At 41.0% G+C, this 17,689-nt stretch carries 17 protein-coding genes; 8 read left to right on the plus strand and 9 right to left on the minus strand.

Annotated features, from left to right (window positions below; translation table 11 throughout):
• Positions 1 to 67: 67 nt before the first annotated feature.
• A complete protein-coding gene (gene ltrA, locus ACWXWT_RS02045) occupies positions 68 to 835 on the minus strand; it encodes a group II intron reverse transcriptase/maturase (RefSeq protein WP_456039955.1) in 768 nt (255 codons plus the stop codon).
• An 828-nt stretch (positions 836 to 1,663) separates the two neighbouring features.
• Between ltrA and ACWXWT_RS02050 the strand changes: the two genes are divergently transcribed.
• Entirely contained in the window at positions 1,664 to 3,202 is a 1,539-nt protein-coding gene (locus tag ACWXWT_RS02050; RefSeq protein ID WP_456039956.1) for a transposase, read from the plus strand.
• Positions 3,203 to 3,424: 222 nt separating this feature from the next.
• Positions 3,425 to 3,805 carry a hypothetical protein gene (locus ACWXWT_RS02055; RefSeq protein ID WP_456039957.1) on the plus strand — a complete coding sequence of 127 codons (381 nt, stop codon included), beginning with the start codon at positions 3,425 to 3,427 and terminating at the stop codon, positions 3,803 to 3,805.
• Between the two features lie 801 nt (positions 3,806 to 4,606).
• Here the strand turns inward: ACWXWT_RS02055 and ACWXWT_RS02060 are convergent.
• The 5 genes from ACWXWT_RS02060 to hemE all read right to left on the minus strand — a co-directional run bounded on the left by ACWXWT_RS02060 (position 4,607) and on the right by hemE (position 9,101).
• Positions 4,607 to 4,747 (minus strand): hypothetical protein, encoded by a 141-nt coding sequence (locus ACWXWT_RS02060; protein WP_456039958.1) that lies wholly within the window; start codon positions 4,745 to 4,747, stop codon positions 4,607 to 4,609.
• Between the two features lie 13 nt (positions 4,748 to 4,760).
• The gene (locus ACWXWT_RS02065) at positions 4,761 to 5,213 is read right to left on the minus strand and encodes a class I SAM-dependent methyltransferase (protein ID WP_456039959.1); all 453 of its coding nucleotides are present in this window, start codon (positions 5,211 to 5,213) and stop codon (positions 4,761 to 4,763) included.
• 252 nt (positions 5,214 to 5,465) lie between these two features.
• A complete protein-coding gene (locus ACWXWT_RS02070) occupies positions 5,466 to 5,654 on the minus strand; it encodes a YgaP family membrane protein (RefSeq protein WP_456039960.1) in 189 nt (62 codons plus the stop codon).
• Between the two features lie 115 nt (positions 5,655 to 5,769).
• The gene (locus ACWXWT_RS02075) at positions 5,770 to 7,362 is read right to left on the minus strand and encodes an oleate hydratase (RefSeq protein ID WP_456039961.1); all 1,593 of its coding nucleotides are present in this window, start codon (positions 7,360 to 7,362) and stop codon (positions 5,770 to 5,772) included.
• Positions 7,363 to 8,036: 674 nt separating this feature from the next.
• A complete protein-coding gene (hemE, locus tag ACWXWT_RS02080) occupies positions 8,037 to 9,101 on the minus strand; it encodes a uroporphyrinogen decarboxylase (RefSeq protein ID WP_456039962.1) in 1,065 nt (354 codons plus the stop codon).
• 454 nt (positions 9,102 to 9,555) lie between these two features.
• On the opposite strand from hemE, the gene rsd reads away from it, so the two are divergent.
• Positions 9,556 to 10,023: a sigma D regulator gene (rsd, locus tag ACWXWT_RS02085; protein WP_456039963.1), complete on the plus strand. Its 468-nt coding sequence runs from the start codon at positions 9,556 to 9,558 to the stop codon at positions 10,021 to 10,023.
• A gap of 71 nt (positions 10,024 to 10,094) precedes the next feature.
• Here rsd and ACWXWT_RS02090 read toward each other — a convergent pair whose 3' ends face one another.
• From ACWXWT_RS02090 to ACWXWT_RS02100, 3 genes are all read right to left on the minus strand, one after another.
• Positions 10,095 to 11,144 (minus strand): MJ1255/VC2487 family glycosyltransferase, encoded by a 1,050-nt coding sequence (locus ACWXWT_RS02090; protein ID WP_456039964.1) that lies wholly within the window; start codon positions 11,142 to 11,144, stop codon positions 10,095 to 10,097.
• A 90-nt stretch (positions 11,145 to 11,234) separates the two neighbouring features.
• Positions 11,235 to 11,747: a phosphatase PAP2 family protein gene (locus tag ACWXWT_RS02095; RefSeq protein WP_456039965.1), complete on the minus strand. Its 513-nt coding sequence runs from the start codon at positions 11,745 to 11,747 to the stop codon at positions 11,235 to 11,237.
• A gap of 321 nt (positions 11,748 to 12,068) precedes the next feature.
• A complete protein-coding gene (locus tag ACWXWT_RS02100) occupies positions 12,069 to 12,317 on the minus strand; it encodes a YgjV family protein (RefSeq protein WP_456039966.1) in 249 nt (82 codons plus the stop codon).
• Positions 12,318 to 12,701: 384 nt separating this feature from the next.
• On the opposite strand from ACWXWT_RS02100, the gene rraA reads away from it, so the two are divergent.
• From rraA to ubiB, 5 genes are all read left to right on the plus strand, one after another.
• Positions 12,702 to 13,187 carry a ribonuclease E activity regulator RraA gene (gene rraA, locus ACWXWT_RS02105; RefSeq protein ID WP_456039967.1) on the plus strand — a complete coding sequence of 162 codons (486 nt, stop codon included), beginning with the start codon at positions 12,702 to 12,704 and terminating at the stop codon, positions 13,185 to 13,187.
• Between the two features lie 95 nt (positions 13,188 to 13,282).
• On the plus strand, positions 13,283 to 14,311 hold the full coding sequence (locus ACWXWT_RS02110; RefSeq protein WP_456039968.1) for a formimidoylglutamase: 1,029 nt from the start codon (positions 13,283 to 13,285) through the stop codon (positions 14,309 to 14,311).
• Between the two features lie 254 nt (positions 14,312 to 14,565).
• Positions 14,566 to 15,321, plus strand: a complete 756-nt coding sequence (ubiE, locus tag ACWXWT_RS02115; protein WP_456039969.1) for a bifunctional demethylmenaquinone methyltransferase/2-methoxy-6-polyprenyl-1,4-benzoquinol methylase UbiE — start codon at positions 14,566 to 14,568, stop codon at positions 15,319 to 15,321.
• Positions 15,321 to 15,941, plus strand: coding sequence for a ubiquinone biosynthesis accessory factor UbiJ (locus ACWXWT_RS02120; RefSeq protein ID WP_456039970.1), 621 nt, complete (start codon positions 15,321 to 15,323; stop codon positions 15,939 to 15,941). The genes ubiE and ACWXWT_RS02120 overlap by 1 nt, the downstream gene beginning before the upstream one ends.
• Positions 15,938 to 17,587, plus strand: coding sequence for a ubiquinone biosynthesis regulatory protein kinase UbiB (gene ubiB, locus ACWXWT_RS02125; RefSeq protein ID WP_456039971.1), 1,650 nt, complete (start codon positions 15,938 to 15,940; stop codon positions 17,585 to 17,587). Before ACWXWT_RS02120 ends, ubiB begins: the two co-directional genes overlap by 4 nt.
• Positions 17,588 to 17,689 lie beyond the last annotated feature (102 nt).

Here is a 17,689-nt window from a genome sequence, read left to right on the forward strand (position 1 = left end):
AGTTTTAGCTTAGTGGCCAGATATTGAGTAATGCTCTTGAGTACCCGCTCTCCTGCTCGAATAGACTTTACCAAATGATGAAGTCGTCCGCGTAGCGGGCGAATTTATGCCCTCGGCTTTCCAGCTCTTTATCCAGACTATCCAACATAATGTTAGAGAGTAATGGCGAGAGTGGGCCGCCTTGAAGCACGCCTTCAAAGCTTGCTTCAAATTGGCCATTGACCATCACACCAGCTCGAAGGTATTTACCAATAAGCGCCAACAGACGCTTATCCTGCACCTTGCTTCTAAGTTGAGTCATCAAGAGATCATGATTAACTCGGTCAAAGAACTTAGACAGATCAACATCGACGGCAAATTTGCGTTTTTGTTTGATGATATCCCTTACTTGCAGTACCGCTTGTTTGGCATTTCTGTTCGGCCTAAAGCCAAAGCTGTTGGTCGAGAAGAATGGGTCAAACAGTGGTGTGAGTATTTGAGCAATGGCTTGCTGTATCACACGGTCAATGACGTTAGGGATCCCCAATTTGCGTTTACCGCCATCGGGTTTGTCGATCTCTACGCGCCTGACCGCTGAGGGTTGGTATTCACCCCGCTCTAATTGAGATTTACACTGTTGCCAGCCGCCTTGTTGCATCCAGAGCGGGAAGGCTTCGATGGTCATGCCATCGATGCCCGCTGCACCTTTATTGGCTTTAACTTGACGCCAAGCTCGGTGTAGATTTTCAGGTTCGAGCAGTTGTTGAAATAGATCGCGGTTGAAGGCCGGTTGCATATCAATACGCTGCCGATAGTAATCGTCTGGCGACGTAGTGGGTACCGACAAGTTTGACAAGACTCCTCCTTCTTCTAAATGTTCAGGCCTTCACCATGTACCCACAACGCTAACGCGGGGTATGCTATCCCAACCATTACGATGGGCGTTGGGCTACTATGCCGTCTGCTGACTTCTGCTTAATCACATGCCAAGTTACCCCGTCATGCGCTATCGGTTTCCATCTAGTTCGCTCTTTTCAGTCGATGATGCTGAAAAGCCAAGGCACTTATAAACCAGAGCCTTACTGGTTAATGACCGATCGCGTGTTAAGCAGATCTCCCCAGATAAGAACATGAACTTTCTTTGCACTGCTGCATCATTTACGGTGGCCATTAGATCACGTGGTTTCGTCGTCTTGTACCCTTGCTTCGCGGGGCAGCCCCTGCCAACTCACCTCTAGCCTACGCCTCATATGATGTTCTTGTTCATCAGCTCGCATTCTTTATCAATAAAAAGGCTAGCGGCTTCCTCCAGACCAAACCTTGCGATTAAGCCCTTGCCATTCGCTAGTAGTTAACGTTTAATAACAATATGTTATTCTCTAATTAATAAGAGTAACGGTGATCTTCCTACAGAGGACTTTCACCTCATTAGTTCATGCTCATGCTGGGCGTACACAAGTTAATCAACTGGACGTATTACGGTTGTCATCATTTTTGCAAAAGAAAAAACTGCAAAAATAACACCAACCTACACGCCAGTTATTAAGGCGTTGAGGCTGTAGAATTTCTCCAAAATAGACGTTTTTAACGTCTATTTACTAAAAAACAAATTGGTTGTTTTTTGAGCTTGTAGGGTGTCGATGTCTGTGATCTAATAGATATTATTAATCTACAGTAAATTGTTATGGCCAACTACAAGCCTGACTTATCCTGCCAAAGTAAATTCATTCCCATCAATTTTTCAGAGCAAATTTTGCCTGGCACATTCGAGTATGCCCTTTGTTATATTATCGAAAATAAACTCGATTTATCGGGGGTTGATGCTTGGTATCACAATGATAAAATGGGTGCGGCAGCGTATTCACCGGCAGTGATGCTCAAAATTATCTTACTCGGGTATGCGCATGGGTTAATTAGCAGTCGACGCATTGCTAAGGCATGTGAAAACAATATTTTGTTCATGAGCGTGTCGGGTGATGTTCAGCCACATTACACATCGATAGCGGGTTTTGTGGCTAAAATGCATGAACAAATAGAGCCCTTGTTTACCCAAGTGCTGATGATTTGTGATGAAGAAGGGCTCATTGGCCGCAACATGTTTGCCATCGATGGGTGTAAGTTAAAGTCAAATGCGAGCAAAGAATGGAGCGGTACCTTCGATGAACTTGGTCGTAAAAAAACAAAATTAGAACGGGCAAGCAAACGCATTATTGAGCGTCATCAAGCCCAAGATGGCCTAAGTGAAGAGTTAGTTACACAAGACTTAACACAAAAAGAAAAGTTAGATAAAAGTGCGGATAAAATCACGGCATTCCTTGCGACACACCAAGAAAAGGTAGGCAGCCAAGGCAAGCCTGTGAAAAGCAATATCACCGACCCTGACAGCGCAAAGATGACCACATCCAAAGGCACCATTCAAGGCTACAATGGTATTGCGATAAACGATGATAAACATCAAATTATCTTACAAGCACAAACGTGGGGCAGTGTTGGTGAACAACAAACGCTTCAGCCAGCAGTCACACAATTAAAACAACAACTCGATAAACTCAATACCGATAAATCCTCAAGCGAACACACCATAAAATTCACCGCAGACAGTGGATTCAACAGCGAAGCTAATCTGGCATTTATGGCACAAAGTGGCTTTGATACCTACATAGCCGATAATCAATTTAGAAAATGCAACCCGTTGTTTAAAGAGAGTGAAACTTACGAAACCGAGCAAGAAAAGCGCAGATTAAAACGACGTAATGGCAAGCCACGATTGTTTACCTCTGATGACTTTCATTATGATAAATCAACACAAACCTGCCGATGTCCTGCAGGCAATGAGATGTGGCGAAGCGGCATCAATGTCAAAAGCTATAACCAAGAATACACTCGATTCTGTGGTTATTTAAAAGATTGTAAAACTTGTCCGTTGCAACAGCAATGCATGCGAAAACCGCCAATCAAAACGGGTCGGCAAGTGCAATTTAAAAATGATGACTCACGGAAAAAACTGAGTTACACCGACAAGATGAAAGTGAAAATAGACAGCCCAATGGGGCGACGGCAGTATAGCAAGCGACTGGGCTGTATCGAACCTGTGTTTGGCAATATTACGGTCAACAAAGGGATGAATAAATTGACCTTACGCGGCCAAACCAAAATTAATGCCCAGTGGCAACTGTACTGTCTTGTTCATAATATAGAAAAGCTGCAACACGCGATGCACTAAGAAGGGGTAAGCCCTTTTTACCTCAAAAAACACTTCAAACCCGCCTCAATTACCCTACCCCTAAAGCGCACTAAAAAACCAACAAAACTGCATGTTAAATAATAATCTACACATTACTAAATAATTGAATCAAAATATAAACTCAGATATTGTTTATTCATTAATTAAAATAAATTTTAAAACGAGTAATTCTACAGGCTCGTTATGTGACTAGGAAACCTAATGTGTGAATTGAAAGTAGCATTTGAAGCTATAAATATATATCAAACACAATATACTCAAGTTGATAAGCTTTGGGGGTACTTTAGTATAGTTACATTGGCAATGTGCGGTTTTGCTATAGGTGGCAAAATACCGCCTGACTCTTTCGTAGAATCTTTAGCAATTATAGCTGCTTATCTAGTTTTTTGTGTTGGGAATCATCAGGCACTTATTGCTGGTCAAAAACAACTGGAACAATTCGCTACAATTGCTAAATCTTGTGCTAACAAGGCTCACTTAGAGGTGGATTCAATAGATCCAATACCACATACTCAAATAAAAAAGTTTCACTTAAGTGTTATTGTCGCTGTAAGTATTGGAGTTATTATTGTAGCTTGGTAGTAATCGTCACATAACAAATAAGGATAGGCCGCGCGAAGCCGCGTCCTTATCCCAAGTGCTGAACAAGCCCGAACACCTGAGATATGACTCTTTATTATGTAAATAACAGTTCGAGAATACGCGCTGTTTGATGTGATTGTTATCTGGCAACTTTTCTGGAATTTAGTGGGGTCAGTGTAAACGTTACTTGAATTCCATACATCTATTAATCCCAAGACCTACCTTTAGAGCCTTTTTTCTAAAAATTTTCTGTCCAAAAACGAGTTGTTCTTAGCTTTTAAATGCCTAAATTCAACTCTGAACTTGAGGCCGTTGAAGACTCTTTATAAAAGAATGCGTGAGCTGGCTATGGCCTTTCTCGCACATATAACCTATATGGATATTGGAAATGTCATTATGATGTCGGGAACATCATTGACCATGTACTACAAGGCATTCAGGCATCCTGCCTATCAGAGCAAGCTAGCTTTAGAGGCCCAATCTGAAGCGTTAGCATTTTCACTCTTTACTAATAAGATGGGCCGAAGAACACACAGACGAAGTTAAAAGCTGGATTCAACCACGTCGCGAAATTATCGCTTCTCAGATAATTTTGATGTGACGGCTGGGCTAATTCTTTTAAAAAGAGTGAAGAGGGAACAGCCGTTGATTTCCTCTTGGTCTGGTGTGGGCGAAGCGCCACGACGTTAGTGGCCGCAGGCCATATACATAAAAAGTGTACTGTAAAAAAATACTTTTAAGCAACATGGTCCACATATCAATCCATTCAGCCGTTTACAACTTCCGCAACATCGAAAAATCTTAAGCCGTTTTGTATCCAACTATTTGCACAACGGCACTGTCTCCTTGATGATATTTTCCTTCAGAAATATGTCTTTCTACTTCATTACCAATAACAAACTCTAACCCTTTAAGCTCAGTTTCCAATTCTTCCAAAGACATAAATAATTCTTTGTTAGACGCTGGTGGGTGGCCCGCCGACTCCTGCCATATGAATATGACGTTCAGTAAATGCTTCTAAAATAAATACGCCGTTATTTTTAAGCGCACTAACAGCTTGTCGATGGAGAGATTTACGCAATAAAGGAGGAACATGTGCAGATATTGATACTATGCCATCCCAGACATTCAAACCTACGTCATAGTGACTCAAGTCCGCTACAACTGTTGATATTTCTACGCCACATTTAGCGGCTAGGCTTTCTGCCTTTTTAAGACCCACAGCAGATTGATCGACAGCGGTAACTATGTATCCTTGTTTAGCCAAAAAAACTGCATTTCTACCTTCACCTTCCGCCAAACAAAGTACTCGACCACCCTTTGGTATTCGGCAATACTCAGATTTTAAGAAATCATTAGGCTCGGTTCCATACACAAACCCGTCTTCGTTATACCTTTGATCCCACATCTGGGCTCCTATACTTGAAATGGTTAACAAGATTGTAGAATGGCTAAAAATGAACACTTAGTCTAATGCTTGGTTTAGAAGATGGTCATCAGTATGTGAATAATTGATAGGTATCACTCTGCAAACTTATTATGTACAACATAACCTACTGATAAAAATCTACAATATAACGCTATACATCGAATGTTAATGTGGGGGCGCAGCCACAATATTGTGGCTAAACGTCCCACTCGAGCATCTAACTAAACAGGATTATTTCTCGGTTTTACAACTTGATATACCAAAAGGTACATAAGCAGGACACCATCCAATTGCTGCCGTAAAAATTGGAATAATCCCTACCGCACCCCACCATGACTGATAGTAAACGCCAACTGCAATAACACATACTCCGAGTATGACCCTTATTATCCGATCTGTTTTACCGATATTACATTTCATATAAACCTCCATTTTGTGGTTTATGATTATGACTAAAAACTAGCGCCGCATTGAGCTATCTTGCATCGTATGGTATTTCAACGATGCGGCTCATTTTTCTCGCTATCGTATTTGATCATCGACTAATGGCTTTAAGTGCCTCAAGTAGATATTTTGGATTATGAGTCGATTCGTACATTGGATGCACCTCCTTAACGGTATCAAACAAGCCATAAACTGCCATTTGAGCAGTTCTGACTGAATATTCAACGGTAAAAACACAATCTTTAGGGGCTTCTGTAAATTGGCCTAAAAAGGCAAAGTTTGTAGCCTCTTTGGGTATCACATCTGGTCTGTCACCCACATTTCTCGGCATAAACAAACTATCAACAAACGGCATAGCAACAGGGATACAATTTACCTTTCCGGCGTTTGTTACTGGCTTCATCAACTCTTGAATATTCAAATGATAATAAAGCTCTTCTAACATTTCTGCGCCAGTACACTCCGCCATTGTTTTATTAATATAATTGCCTTTTCTATCAGGATAGAGTCCATAGCCCCAAAAAATCTTCACATCATCAGGTTGGTTTGGAAAGTGAGGCTGGCGTGCTATTACAATTGACATCAGCCAGTTAGAATCAGTCATGGTGACAAGTCCGCCAGTTCCATCTACATTACCCGAGAAGTTCTCCATGTAATCGAGAAAGGTGCTGTCTTTCATTGTTGCCGTAAATGAGTACCATTTTTGCAAATCAATGTTGTCGCAAAATGGGCTTGGATTACCAAAAGATGGATCTTTTTTGGCTATTTTTTTCCACAACATCCAAGAACCAGACTCTTCCACGCCCTTCAATTTTGCGGGAGCATCCCAGCTGCCATTATCGGTACTTTCTGTTATTGACCCATTGGTGAAAAACACAAAATCATTTTCTCCAAGAACAATTTCAGTATTGTCTTTAAAATGAAGCATCGTAGCCGTTTTTTTATCTGCAGATAAGTCGAAATCAATATCTACGACCTCTTTGCCCATTTCAAATTTTACTCCTTTTGCTTCGAGGTACATTTTCATGGGCCTTACCACTGAATCATATTGGTTATATTTAGTCCGCATGACCCCACCCAAACGTGGCAAGCCATCCACAAGGTGCATGAAGCGTTTCATATAACGCCTCATTTCAGCAAGACTGCTCCATTTTTGGAATGCAAACATGGAAGACCAGATAAACCAAAATGTAGTATCGAAGAAGCTTTGATCAAACCAATCTTCTATTCGTTTATCTCCTAAGGAGTTTTCTGAAACATAGGTCAACTTGATAAAATCCATTTGTTGTTCAAAGGATAATCCATATGATGACACATCCAATTTTTTGCCTTGTTTTAATAAACGGGCTTGTCCATTTGACACAAACCGTTGATTAAACTCATACGATTCATCTCTTACTGAAACATTTGGGTCTTCCAGTGAAGGGATATGCGAAAGCAGTTCCCAATAGCACTCATAATGCATTTCGTGCATTCTACCACCACGAACGACATATCCGTGTTCAGGATCGCCAGCACCATCTGTAGCGCCACCAGCAATGGAGTCTTTTTCTAAAATATGAATATTCTCGCCAGCAATGCCTGCATCTTTTTCTAAATACACCGCACTCGCGAGCCCCGAAATGCCGCTACCAATAATGTACACTTTAGAATTTTTTTGATTTTGCCAGTTTTGGTTATTCATGTTTTTACCCCATTCTGAATACTTATTTCAATCACATTAGTGATTTATCGTGCAGGGAAATTAGCTGGTTCTCGCAGCCGATTTAAACTAGTTGCTAGACAGCCATCAGGACTATATTTAGCAAATATTCCACCTATGCCATCCATTCTTTGGCTAGTTGACATAGTGTCTTTCTATTAAGTTAACAATATGCCTTTATGACTAAAAAAACAGCAAAAAAATTGCTTTAAATAATTAATCTTTGTTCGATATTTAGTCGTAAGCATTAGGCCGGTTCCACACAGTAGAAAGGCTTTATCAATTAAGTAAAAGATGAAATGGCTAGTTAAAAAAACAAACTCAATCGCCATGGAGAATATTTCATTTTGATTATGACTGTAACTGTGAATGTGTCTGTGAATATAACGATGACTTAGAAAAATGTTGCCGGAACGGCTGAGTCTAATGAGGTTATAAACAGTAAGGCGTGGATGACTGTTTATCCCCTTTTAGCTAATGTGGGAGGAGCCTTACGATCTTAATCTGCTATGGTGGAAGATCATAAAAAAGATTCCTGTTTACGAGTATTGGTCAAATGACGAAAACAGAAACAACAGAAAAAACAGAAAAAACAGAAAAAACAGAAACAAAAAAGCGAACCCGAAGGCTCGCTTTCTTTTAGCAAATACTACTAATTACTTGTGGTATTTACCTGACAACTCATGCACAGAATTGATAAATGCACCGGCATGCTCAGGATCAACATGTTGATGAATACCATGGCCTAAGTTAAATACATGGCCAGTACCTTCACCATAACTTGCTAGAATTTGATCCACTTCTTGATGGATACGCTCAGGCGATGCATACAACATTGATGGGTCCATGTTGCCTTGCAGCGCCACTTTATGACCTACGCGACGACGAGCATCACCAATATCAACAGTCCAATCTAAACCTAATGCATCACAACCCGTTTCTGCCATAGACTCTAACCATAATCCGCCACCTTTAGTGAACAAGGTAACCGGCACTTTACGGCCATCGGCAAATCGAGTTAAACCATCAACAATTTTTTGCATGTAACGTAATGAAAATTCACGATAAGCGTGATGCGATAACGCACCGCCCCATGAATCAAATATCATTAACGATTGCGCTCCGTTAGCCACTTGAGCATTAAGATATAACACTACTGAGTCAGCTAACTTGTCTAATAGCATGTGCAATGCAGCTGGTTCTGCATACGCCATACGCTTAATTTTTTCGAAAGTTTTACTTGAACCGCCTTCAACCATATAAGTGGCTAATGTCCAAGGTGAACCAGAAAAACCGATTAATGGCACTTCGCCATTTAGTTCGCGGCGAATGGTGCTCACAGCACGCATTACATAGCCTAATTCGTCTTCTGGATCAGGAATAGATAACTTTTTAATTGCGTCGATGGTGTCAGTTGGACGCTCGAAACGAGGACCTTCACCAGCTTCGAAATACAAACCAAGGCCCATTGCATCTGGCACGGTCAGAATATCTGAGAATAAAATCGCAGCATCTAAATCATAACGACGTAATGGTTGTAATGTCACTTCGCAAGCTAATTCGGCATTACGACATAACGACATAAAGTCACCAGCCTGAGCACGAGTTGCTTTGTATTCTGGTAAATAACGGCCTGCTTGACGCATCATCCATACTGGAGTGACATCAACTGGCTGCTTCAACAACGCACGTAAATAACGATCATTTTTTAATTCTGCCATGTGGGCTTTCTTCCTAGACTGTTATGATTTCTGCTGGCGCTAGTTTAGCACTTACGCGATTAATGTAACCACTCATGCAGAATTTATGTGAGCTATTCCTAAATCTAATAGCAATTTTTTTAACATCTTCACCCCGTTGCTCACAAAACAAACACCACTGTTGGGTAAATCGCAAATTCTCGTATTAAACGTTGCGTCAAGTTAAGTGGTTTGGTATAAAAAGTGTGCGCTAGCAAGAACAATCAAGAAGCCCGACACATCGAGCCTTTGAAAACTTAGTTACCCCGTGATGACAAGTTCATCACGGGGTTTTTTATGATTTATTCTTGCGTGTTTTACCATTTTCACCTAAAGCTGGTTGGTCCATCATTAAATAAAAATAAAACAGTTGATCGTAATATACTTTGTCAAATACATTAGTTGTTACATAAATGCTGCCAATTAGAGAAAACACATGCTAACAAAACTAGAAAAAGCAGAAAAGCGTTGGGGCGGAGCTAATAATTTAATCGACCAATGGCTTAATCACCGCCGGAAATTACTGATCCAATATTTTATCGTTGCCGGATTAGCACCGTATTCTCGTAGTGAAAAATCACTTCCGAGCATAGATGAAGTGAAACAATTTTGCGCTCAGTTAGTTGACTACGTCTCAGAAGGTCACTTTGAGGTATATAACAATGTGATCAAAGCGTGCGAGAAGTTTGGCGAGTCAAGTATTGAAACAACAAATACGTTATTGCCACTTATTAGTGAAAGTACAGATCTAGCATTAGACTTTAATGATAAATATACCGATGCGGCAGATGAACAAGTACTGTATCAACTCGATAATGATTTATCTCATTTAGCGCAAGCGATGGAATCACGTTTTGAGTTAGAGGACCAGCTGCTTGAGATCCTTTATCAAGGCCAATCTTAAATGGCGAACAATGATTAACAAGTCCGATGTTATGCCGTGCTATTAATATAATACATTAATGGCTTAAAACATCATTGGCGTTTATGCCAATTTTCAGGCAAATCAACTTGCGACCATAAATGTTCACATAATACTTGCGGTTGATGCCAGTCGCCGTTTTTTAACCAATCCACTAATGCATCCCCCACTTGTGGATAAGCAATAGGTTTCGGTGAGGGACTTTTCAACCAACGCTTAAGTACTGCTGTGTCTAATGTCTGCATACTTTCTGCGGCAGCAAGCAATTGTAATGCTGCAACATTTGCCGATTGTTCAAACTGCCCCTGCAACGGTTTGACCAATAGTTTTTTCCCCAAGGTCATCGCCTCACTCGCCAACTCAAAACCCGCATTGCCGACCACACCACCACATTGCGCCATATGCACTTTAAAGCCTTCACGGTTAAAACCATGCCAATGAATATGGTTTGCCAATTTTTTCAACGGTTTCGTACTGTGGTAAACGAAAAAATTATACCGTTCAAACGGTGCCAAAAATGCAGCAATATGGTCGGCATCTTCAAAGGGTAAATACACTAAAATTTGATGACTGTGGTTACCGTTGTTAGGCGATACCTCAACAAAAGGAGGCAATATTGGAAAGCCAAAATGGTGCCAGTGGCAACCCAAAGCTATGTCGACTGGAGCAAAGTTATTAAGCAAAAATTCGTTAAACCAATTATTGCCTTGCTTAGGGACTGGATGCTGTAATGCCGCTTGATGACTAATGGCAATTGACGGCACATTTTGTTGCTTAGCAGCCCAAGCACTAACGGGTTCAAAGTCGTTTAGTACTAAATCATAACCCGTTAAATCTAAATGCTTGATTTCAGATAAAATGGCAGTAGAAAAATTACATTGGGCCGTTTTGGCAATATTAACACGACCATTTTCTGTAACAAATGTCATGCCATTGTGAGTTTGATAATCGCCAAAACAGTCCATATCGAAATAATGTTGTGGTGCACGACCTGAAAATAAGAAATCCACGTCTATATTTTGTTGTTCTAGTGCTTTAGACATCACGCGAGCACGGCTAATATGACCATTACCAGTACCCTGAACTCCGTACAAAATTTTCATATTGTTTTACATTCCTCAACAGCTAAATTATTAACAATGAAATACGCTAAACATATGACTACACATAAGCGACCACAGCATGCAATATCATCACATCAGTTGTTCAACCAGTAATACAGATCCTATACCCAACCCAGATCCAGCGATAATGTCCAAAGGATAATGCACCCCAAGAGCAATGCGCGATACACCAATAAAACAAGCCCAAGCAAATGCAATTGGCGCTAACGTTGGAAACACCACATTTATCACGCAGGCAAATACAAAGGCACCAGCGGTATGCCCTGACGGTAAACTGAATTTATCTGACGGCTCAAAGCTTGAATCGAATCCCACCAAGGCATGGCAAGGACGGTGACGGCGAATACTATTTTTGAGCAATAAGTACAATGGAAACTCAACAACAAAGCCGCCCAGTACTAAATTAAAAAAGTGCTGACCGTTGGAGTGAAAGAACAATAATGCAACCGAGAAATAGACATAATAATGACCATCGCCAGTGGCCGATACACGTTTAGCGGCCTGGCATAGACTATTGTTACGGCTAAATTGCACAATCCAATAAAACACATATCTATCTAACTGGCCAATACTCATCTTCATGCTTGACTCCATGCCAAACGTCGGGGGAACTCATTTACCCGAACAAGGTTATCTATTTGTTAACAACTTAAATAATAGAGAGCAGGAATGAACGCGAGGTGACAGTTAGCCTAAAGTTTTATGACAGCGATACAGCATTCAGCATACTTGCAATGAACAAGCACCAATGACAATAATCAACAGCTTATTTTATAAGAGTAGTGAGTTCTCAGGGTAAAGTGATCTACAATCTAAAGACAAAAAAATATCCCTCCATACCATAATATGAAGGGATATTTTTAATCGAGAGTATCGTAAATTAACTAAACTCACACCCGCCGATTAAGCGGTTTGTGGCTGTGCACTTTTATTACGGTAAATTTTAATAAGGTGATAAATGTTGATACAGGCGACAAAGGCATTCATGCCTGCAACAGGCCACGCTTCGATTGAATATCCATAGGCGACGAAAAAAGCACAGCCGGTAAAGTTTAACCATCTTAATAAAACGATGTCTTTCATCATCAGTGAAATGGCAACCATAACTGATGCAGCATAACCTAAGATTTCAATAATATTGATATTTTCCATAAGAACCTCTGTTTCAGGCTCTCTGCCTTCCGTAAGCGTAACGGGGGATCCGTGCCCCTAAAGCTAGCATTAAATTTAAACTAACATTAAAAAACTTAGTAATATGCTAACAAAATGTTGAGCCAAAATGTAATTAAAAAACGTATTAGGATGACCCAAATCAACATATATCGACTAATACGTTCAATTTGAAAGAAAATTACTTCCAATTCTGACCCTTGTTCTCAAATCAGGTCAATGCAGCATTCATTATTAGTAACACCATAAGTTGATTTATAACAATCCAATGATTGATAAGTCTTTTATTTTCATCAAAAGCTCATATAATTCATTTAACTTTGCTTTACCCAGCAATTTACCCTTGCTGTCTAACAGGAGTGAAATATGGAATACAACACCTCAGAACTCTGCGACATGTATATAGATGTAGTCGATGTCGTCGAACCAATGTTCAGTAACTACGGTGGTTGCAGCTCCTTCGGTGGCTCAATCAGTACCATTAAGTGTTTTGAAGACAATGGCTTGATTGCTGATGCCTTAGAAGAAGACGGTGAAGGTAAAGTACTATTGGTCGATGGTGGCGGTTCATTAAGACGTGCCCTACTAGATGCCAGAATTGCTGAAATTGCAGTTGCCAATAATTGGGAAGGTATTCTCATTTATGGTTCAGTGCGCGATGTTGACGCCCTTGAAGAACTGGACATAGGTATTCAAGCATTGGCTTCTATCCCTGTCGGTGCTGAAGGTAATGGTATTGGTGAAATAGAAATCCCCGTGAACTTTGGCGGTGTGACTTTCTTACCAGGCGATCATATTTATGCTGATAACACTGGTGTTATTCTTTCGCCTGAACCTTTAGACATAGAATAATACTGTAGCCAAGGTCATGTTTTAACGGCTGACAGATTATCCTTTTAAAAACCAGCTATGCTGGTTTTTTTATGGCCGTCATTTGGAGTTCCATCATGTATAGCCCATTTACTCAACAGCACTGCGATGCATTATTAATCTTACGTCCCAACGAAACTAAAATAGGACAACAGGTTTATTTGGCCTCAGCCCAGCAGTCATTGGCACAAAATGCCCAACAAGCTAAATCAGCTGGGGCACAGTTTGCCATTATTGCTATTGCCGAAGATATCGGTCCACGGGCTAACTTAGGGCGAGGCGGTGCCGATGGAACCTTTATTGCTAGCATGAAACAATTGCTCAATCTACAATCCAATCGATTTTTTAATGGGAACGAATGTGCCATTTTGGGTCAAATCAGCCTCGACAATTCACTATCAACCACTGCCAGCATTGACCAATTACGACAAGCAACGGCGCAGCTAGATGATGTCGTCATCGCAGCCGCAAGTGAAATAATGCAAGCAGGGTTAGAACCAATTGTAATAGGTGGTGGCCACAATAATGCTTACGGTCTATTGATGGCGACCAAAGCCAAAACAGCATTGCCTGTTGCAGCGGTTAACCTCGATCCACACAGTGACTTTAGACCAAGAGAGGGCCGACACAGCGGGAATGGGTTTAGTTATGCCGCCGCAAGTGGCGCACTCGACTACTATCACATATTAGGATTGCATGAATTAAAAAACAGCGAAACCACCTTAGAGCAACTTAGCCTGTTTGGTGCAACATGGCACAGTTTGCAACAAATTTGGGTACGTCGTGAAGTATCGCTCGATACCGCATTAACACAAATTGCTAAAGCGCTTAATCAAACCCAGCTTCCTGTGGCATTAGAGCTCGATGTTGATGCTATTAGTAATATGCCCAGCAGTGCAGCAACATTTGCAGGCATACCACTACTCGATGCCTGCTATTATGTGCATTATATTGCTAAGCATTGTCGATGCTATTACGCTCACTTTGCCGAAGCTGCACCAGCTTGCCATCACGTTGGCATAGAAGCGGGGTCTCGCGATGTGGGCCAAGGTCTAAGTGAGTTAATTTATGCTTATATACAGGGGCGATTAACCTGCCTGAATTAGAATCGGCGGCAGCTATTCATTAAACGCTAATTTTATGCTCTAATGCAGGGCAAATTTTTAGCCTTAATAGCTTATATTAATTAGGGCTCATCAACGCGAAGCTTATTGCTCTGCTTAACGTGGTGTGAAATGTCTCCCGATGCAAGCAAGACAACTAATTGATTGTTGTCACACTCTCGCACCACAGTATTTCAGCAATCATTCGCAATGGCATACACTTGCTGTTAATTATCGCACATTATAGGAATATACAGATGTCTGAAGGCGAACCAAAAAACACTCATTTTGGATATAAAACTGTCGAAGCAGATAAAAAAGCAGACTTAGTTGCTGATGTGTTTCATTCCGTCGCCGCAAAATACGACATTATGAATGATGTGATGTCTTTTGGTATTCATCGTTTTTGGAAGCGTCACACCATTGAAGTTGCAGCGGCTCGCCCTGGCATGAAAGTATTAGACTTAGCCGGTGGAACAGGTGATTTAACCGCTAAATTTTCTCATTTAGTCGGTGAACGTGGTCAAGTTGTACTTGCTGACATTAATGATTCAATGCTCAAGGTAGGCCGAACGAAACTACGTGACAAAGGTATCGTCAATAACGTCAGCTACGTTCAAGCTAACGCAGAAGCATTGCCCTTTCCAGACAACCACTTCGACATTATCACCATCGCTTTTGGTCTACGTAATGTCACTGACAAAGATGCCGCGTTACGCTCAATGCAACGAGTGTTAAAGCCGGGCGGAAAGTTATTAGTGCTCGAATTTTCAACGCCAAAACATGAGTTAATGCGTAAAGTTTACGACATGTACAGTTTCAAAGTGTTGCCTAAAATGGGCGAACTGATCACCAAAGATGCCGACAGCTACGAATACCTTGCGGAATCAATTCGGATGCATCCAGACCAAGAAACACTCAAGCAAATGATGGTAGATGCTGGGTTTGAACAAGTTGACTACACCAACATGACCGACGGTGTTGTCGCATTGCACAGAGGTTATAAGTTCTAATGCTACCCAATCACTTTGCCTTATTAACCTGTGCAGCAATTGAAACGGCTTTTAAACAGCTGCCTGCGCAAGCGAAAGATGACTATGCACGCCTGAAGTCATTACATGGCAAAGTTTTTTGTATCCAATTGAGCCAGCTAAGCTGGCCCATCTATTTAGTATTTGCCAAACAAATTCAAGTACTCAGTAATTATGATGCCGAAGTGGCTGTAACGGTGCGGGCAGACCTTTCGACTTTATATCAGCTCACTGAAGGCGCTAATTTAACAGAACTTATCAAACAAGATAAGCTCAGCCTTGAGGGTGATATTCAGTTATTGCAAACTTTGAGTCATTACTTACAACACATTCATTTTGATTTCGCCGAACCATTATCGCGTTACATCGGTGATGCTCCAACACATAAACTCGTCACAACGGCAAAACAATTTAGCCATGATGTAAAACAAGTCATGCAAAAAACACGCTCGCATATTAGCCAACTCACAACCGAAGAATATCGTCTAGCACCACATAAAATTGAATGGTTACATTTTCGTGATAATCTGGATGAACTGGTTAGCCAAACCGAACGTGTCGAAGCCCAGATAGCCAAATTAAGAGAGCAAATAACCCAATGACATTTGCAAGTATCAGGCGTGGTTACCATGTCATTAAAACCCTTCTACATTTCGGCTTAGATGACTTAATTCCGCGACATAAAAAGCCCTGGTATTTTTCAATTCTACGTATCAGCTTGTTTTGGATCCGCAATAAGCATAAACAGAAATCTCCAGCAGAACGCTTAAAGCTGGCCATGCAAGATTTAGGGCCGGTATACATTAAGTTAGGGCAAATGTTATCAACACGCCGTGATTTACTCGACGATGAGTGGGCCTATCAGCTTGCTATGCTGCAAGACAGAGTGCCACCGTTTGACTCCACCCTAGCGCGCAATGCAATTGAAGTAGAATTAGGCGCATCAATAGAAACCTATTTTGATAACTTCGACGACACACCATTAGCATCAGCATCGATCTCGCAAGTGCATACCGCCACCTTAAAATCGGATGGTAAAGCCGTGGTACTAAAAGTATTACGCCCCAATGTTGAACAACAAATTTTAGCAGACTTACAGCTAATGACCCAAACCGCCAATATACTGGAAACCTTATTAGGTGAAGGTAATCGCTTACGGCCGGCAGAGGTGATTGAAGATTATCAAACAACAATTTTGGGCGAACTTAACCTTAAACTTGAAGCCCTAAATGCGGTAAAACTACGTAACAACTTTATAGATTCAAACGCCTTATACGTCCCTTATGTCTACGAAGAACACAGTTACCAACGTTTAATGGTGATGGAGCGTATTTACGGCATTCCAGTATCGGACACTGAAGCATTACGAGCCCAAGGCACCAATTTTAAACTGCTGGCTGAGCGAGGCGTTGAATTATTTTTCACCCAAGTGTTTCGCGATAATTTTTTCCATGCCGATATGCACCCAGGTAACATTTTCATCAGCCGCGAACATCCGGATGATCCATTCTATATTGGCCTAGACTGCGGCATTATGGGTACGCTAACTGAGGTTGATAAACGCTATCTTGCAGAAAATTTTCTGGCCTTTTTTAATCGTGACTATCATCGTATTGCACAGCTATACATTGAGTCAGGCTGGGTTTCAGAACGCACCGACATAATCGCCTTTGAGCAAGCCGTTAAGGTTGTGTGTGAACCCATGTTTAATAAGCCTCTCGATGAAATATCGTTTGGTCATGTACTACTAGAATTATTCAGAACAGCGCGGCATTTTGATATTGTGGTGCAGCCACAACTGGTATTACTAGAGAAAACCTTGCTTTATATAGAAGGATTAGGCCGTCAGCTGTATCCACAATTAGATTTGTGGCAAACCGCTAAACCTTTCCTTGAAAATTGGATGTCGGAACAAGTTGGTCCTAAAGCCATGTTCAACAAAGTAAAATCCAATGCTCCATTTTGGGCAGATAAACTCCCTGAATTTCCTGAGTTGATTTACGACAACTTAAAATTGGGTCGTAAATTACTGGGTACCCAACAACAGATGTTAGATACATACTTGCGCTATCAACAAAAAGCACACAAGAGTAATTATCTACTGATCACTTCTGCTGTATTATTGATCTGTGGCACAATTTTGTTTGCTCAAATAGTTACACTATGGCCAGCGTACACCTGCATTGGTGCTGGAATATTATTTTGGGCGATAGGATGGCGATCTAGGCCAAAGAATCGTAAATTTTAGCTAGCACTAATTTATTAGACGTTCATAATACTTAAAGAATTAGATGGTATTGTGGATTTTTAAATAACTTTTTACAAAAACCAATTTTTATATAAAGAGGAT

The organism is Shewanella sp. A22 (assembly GCF_053850585.1).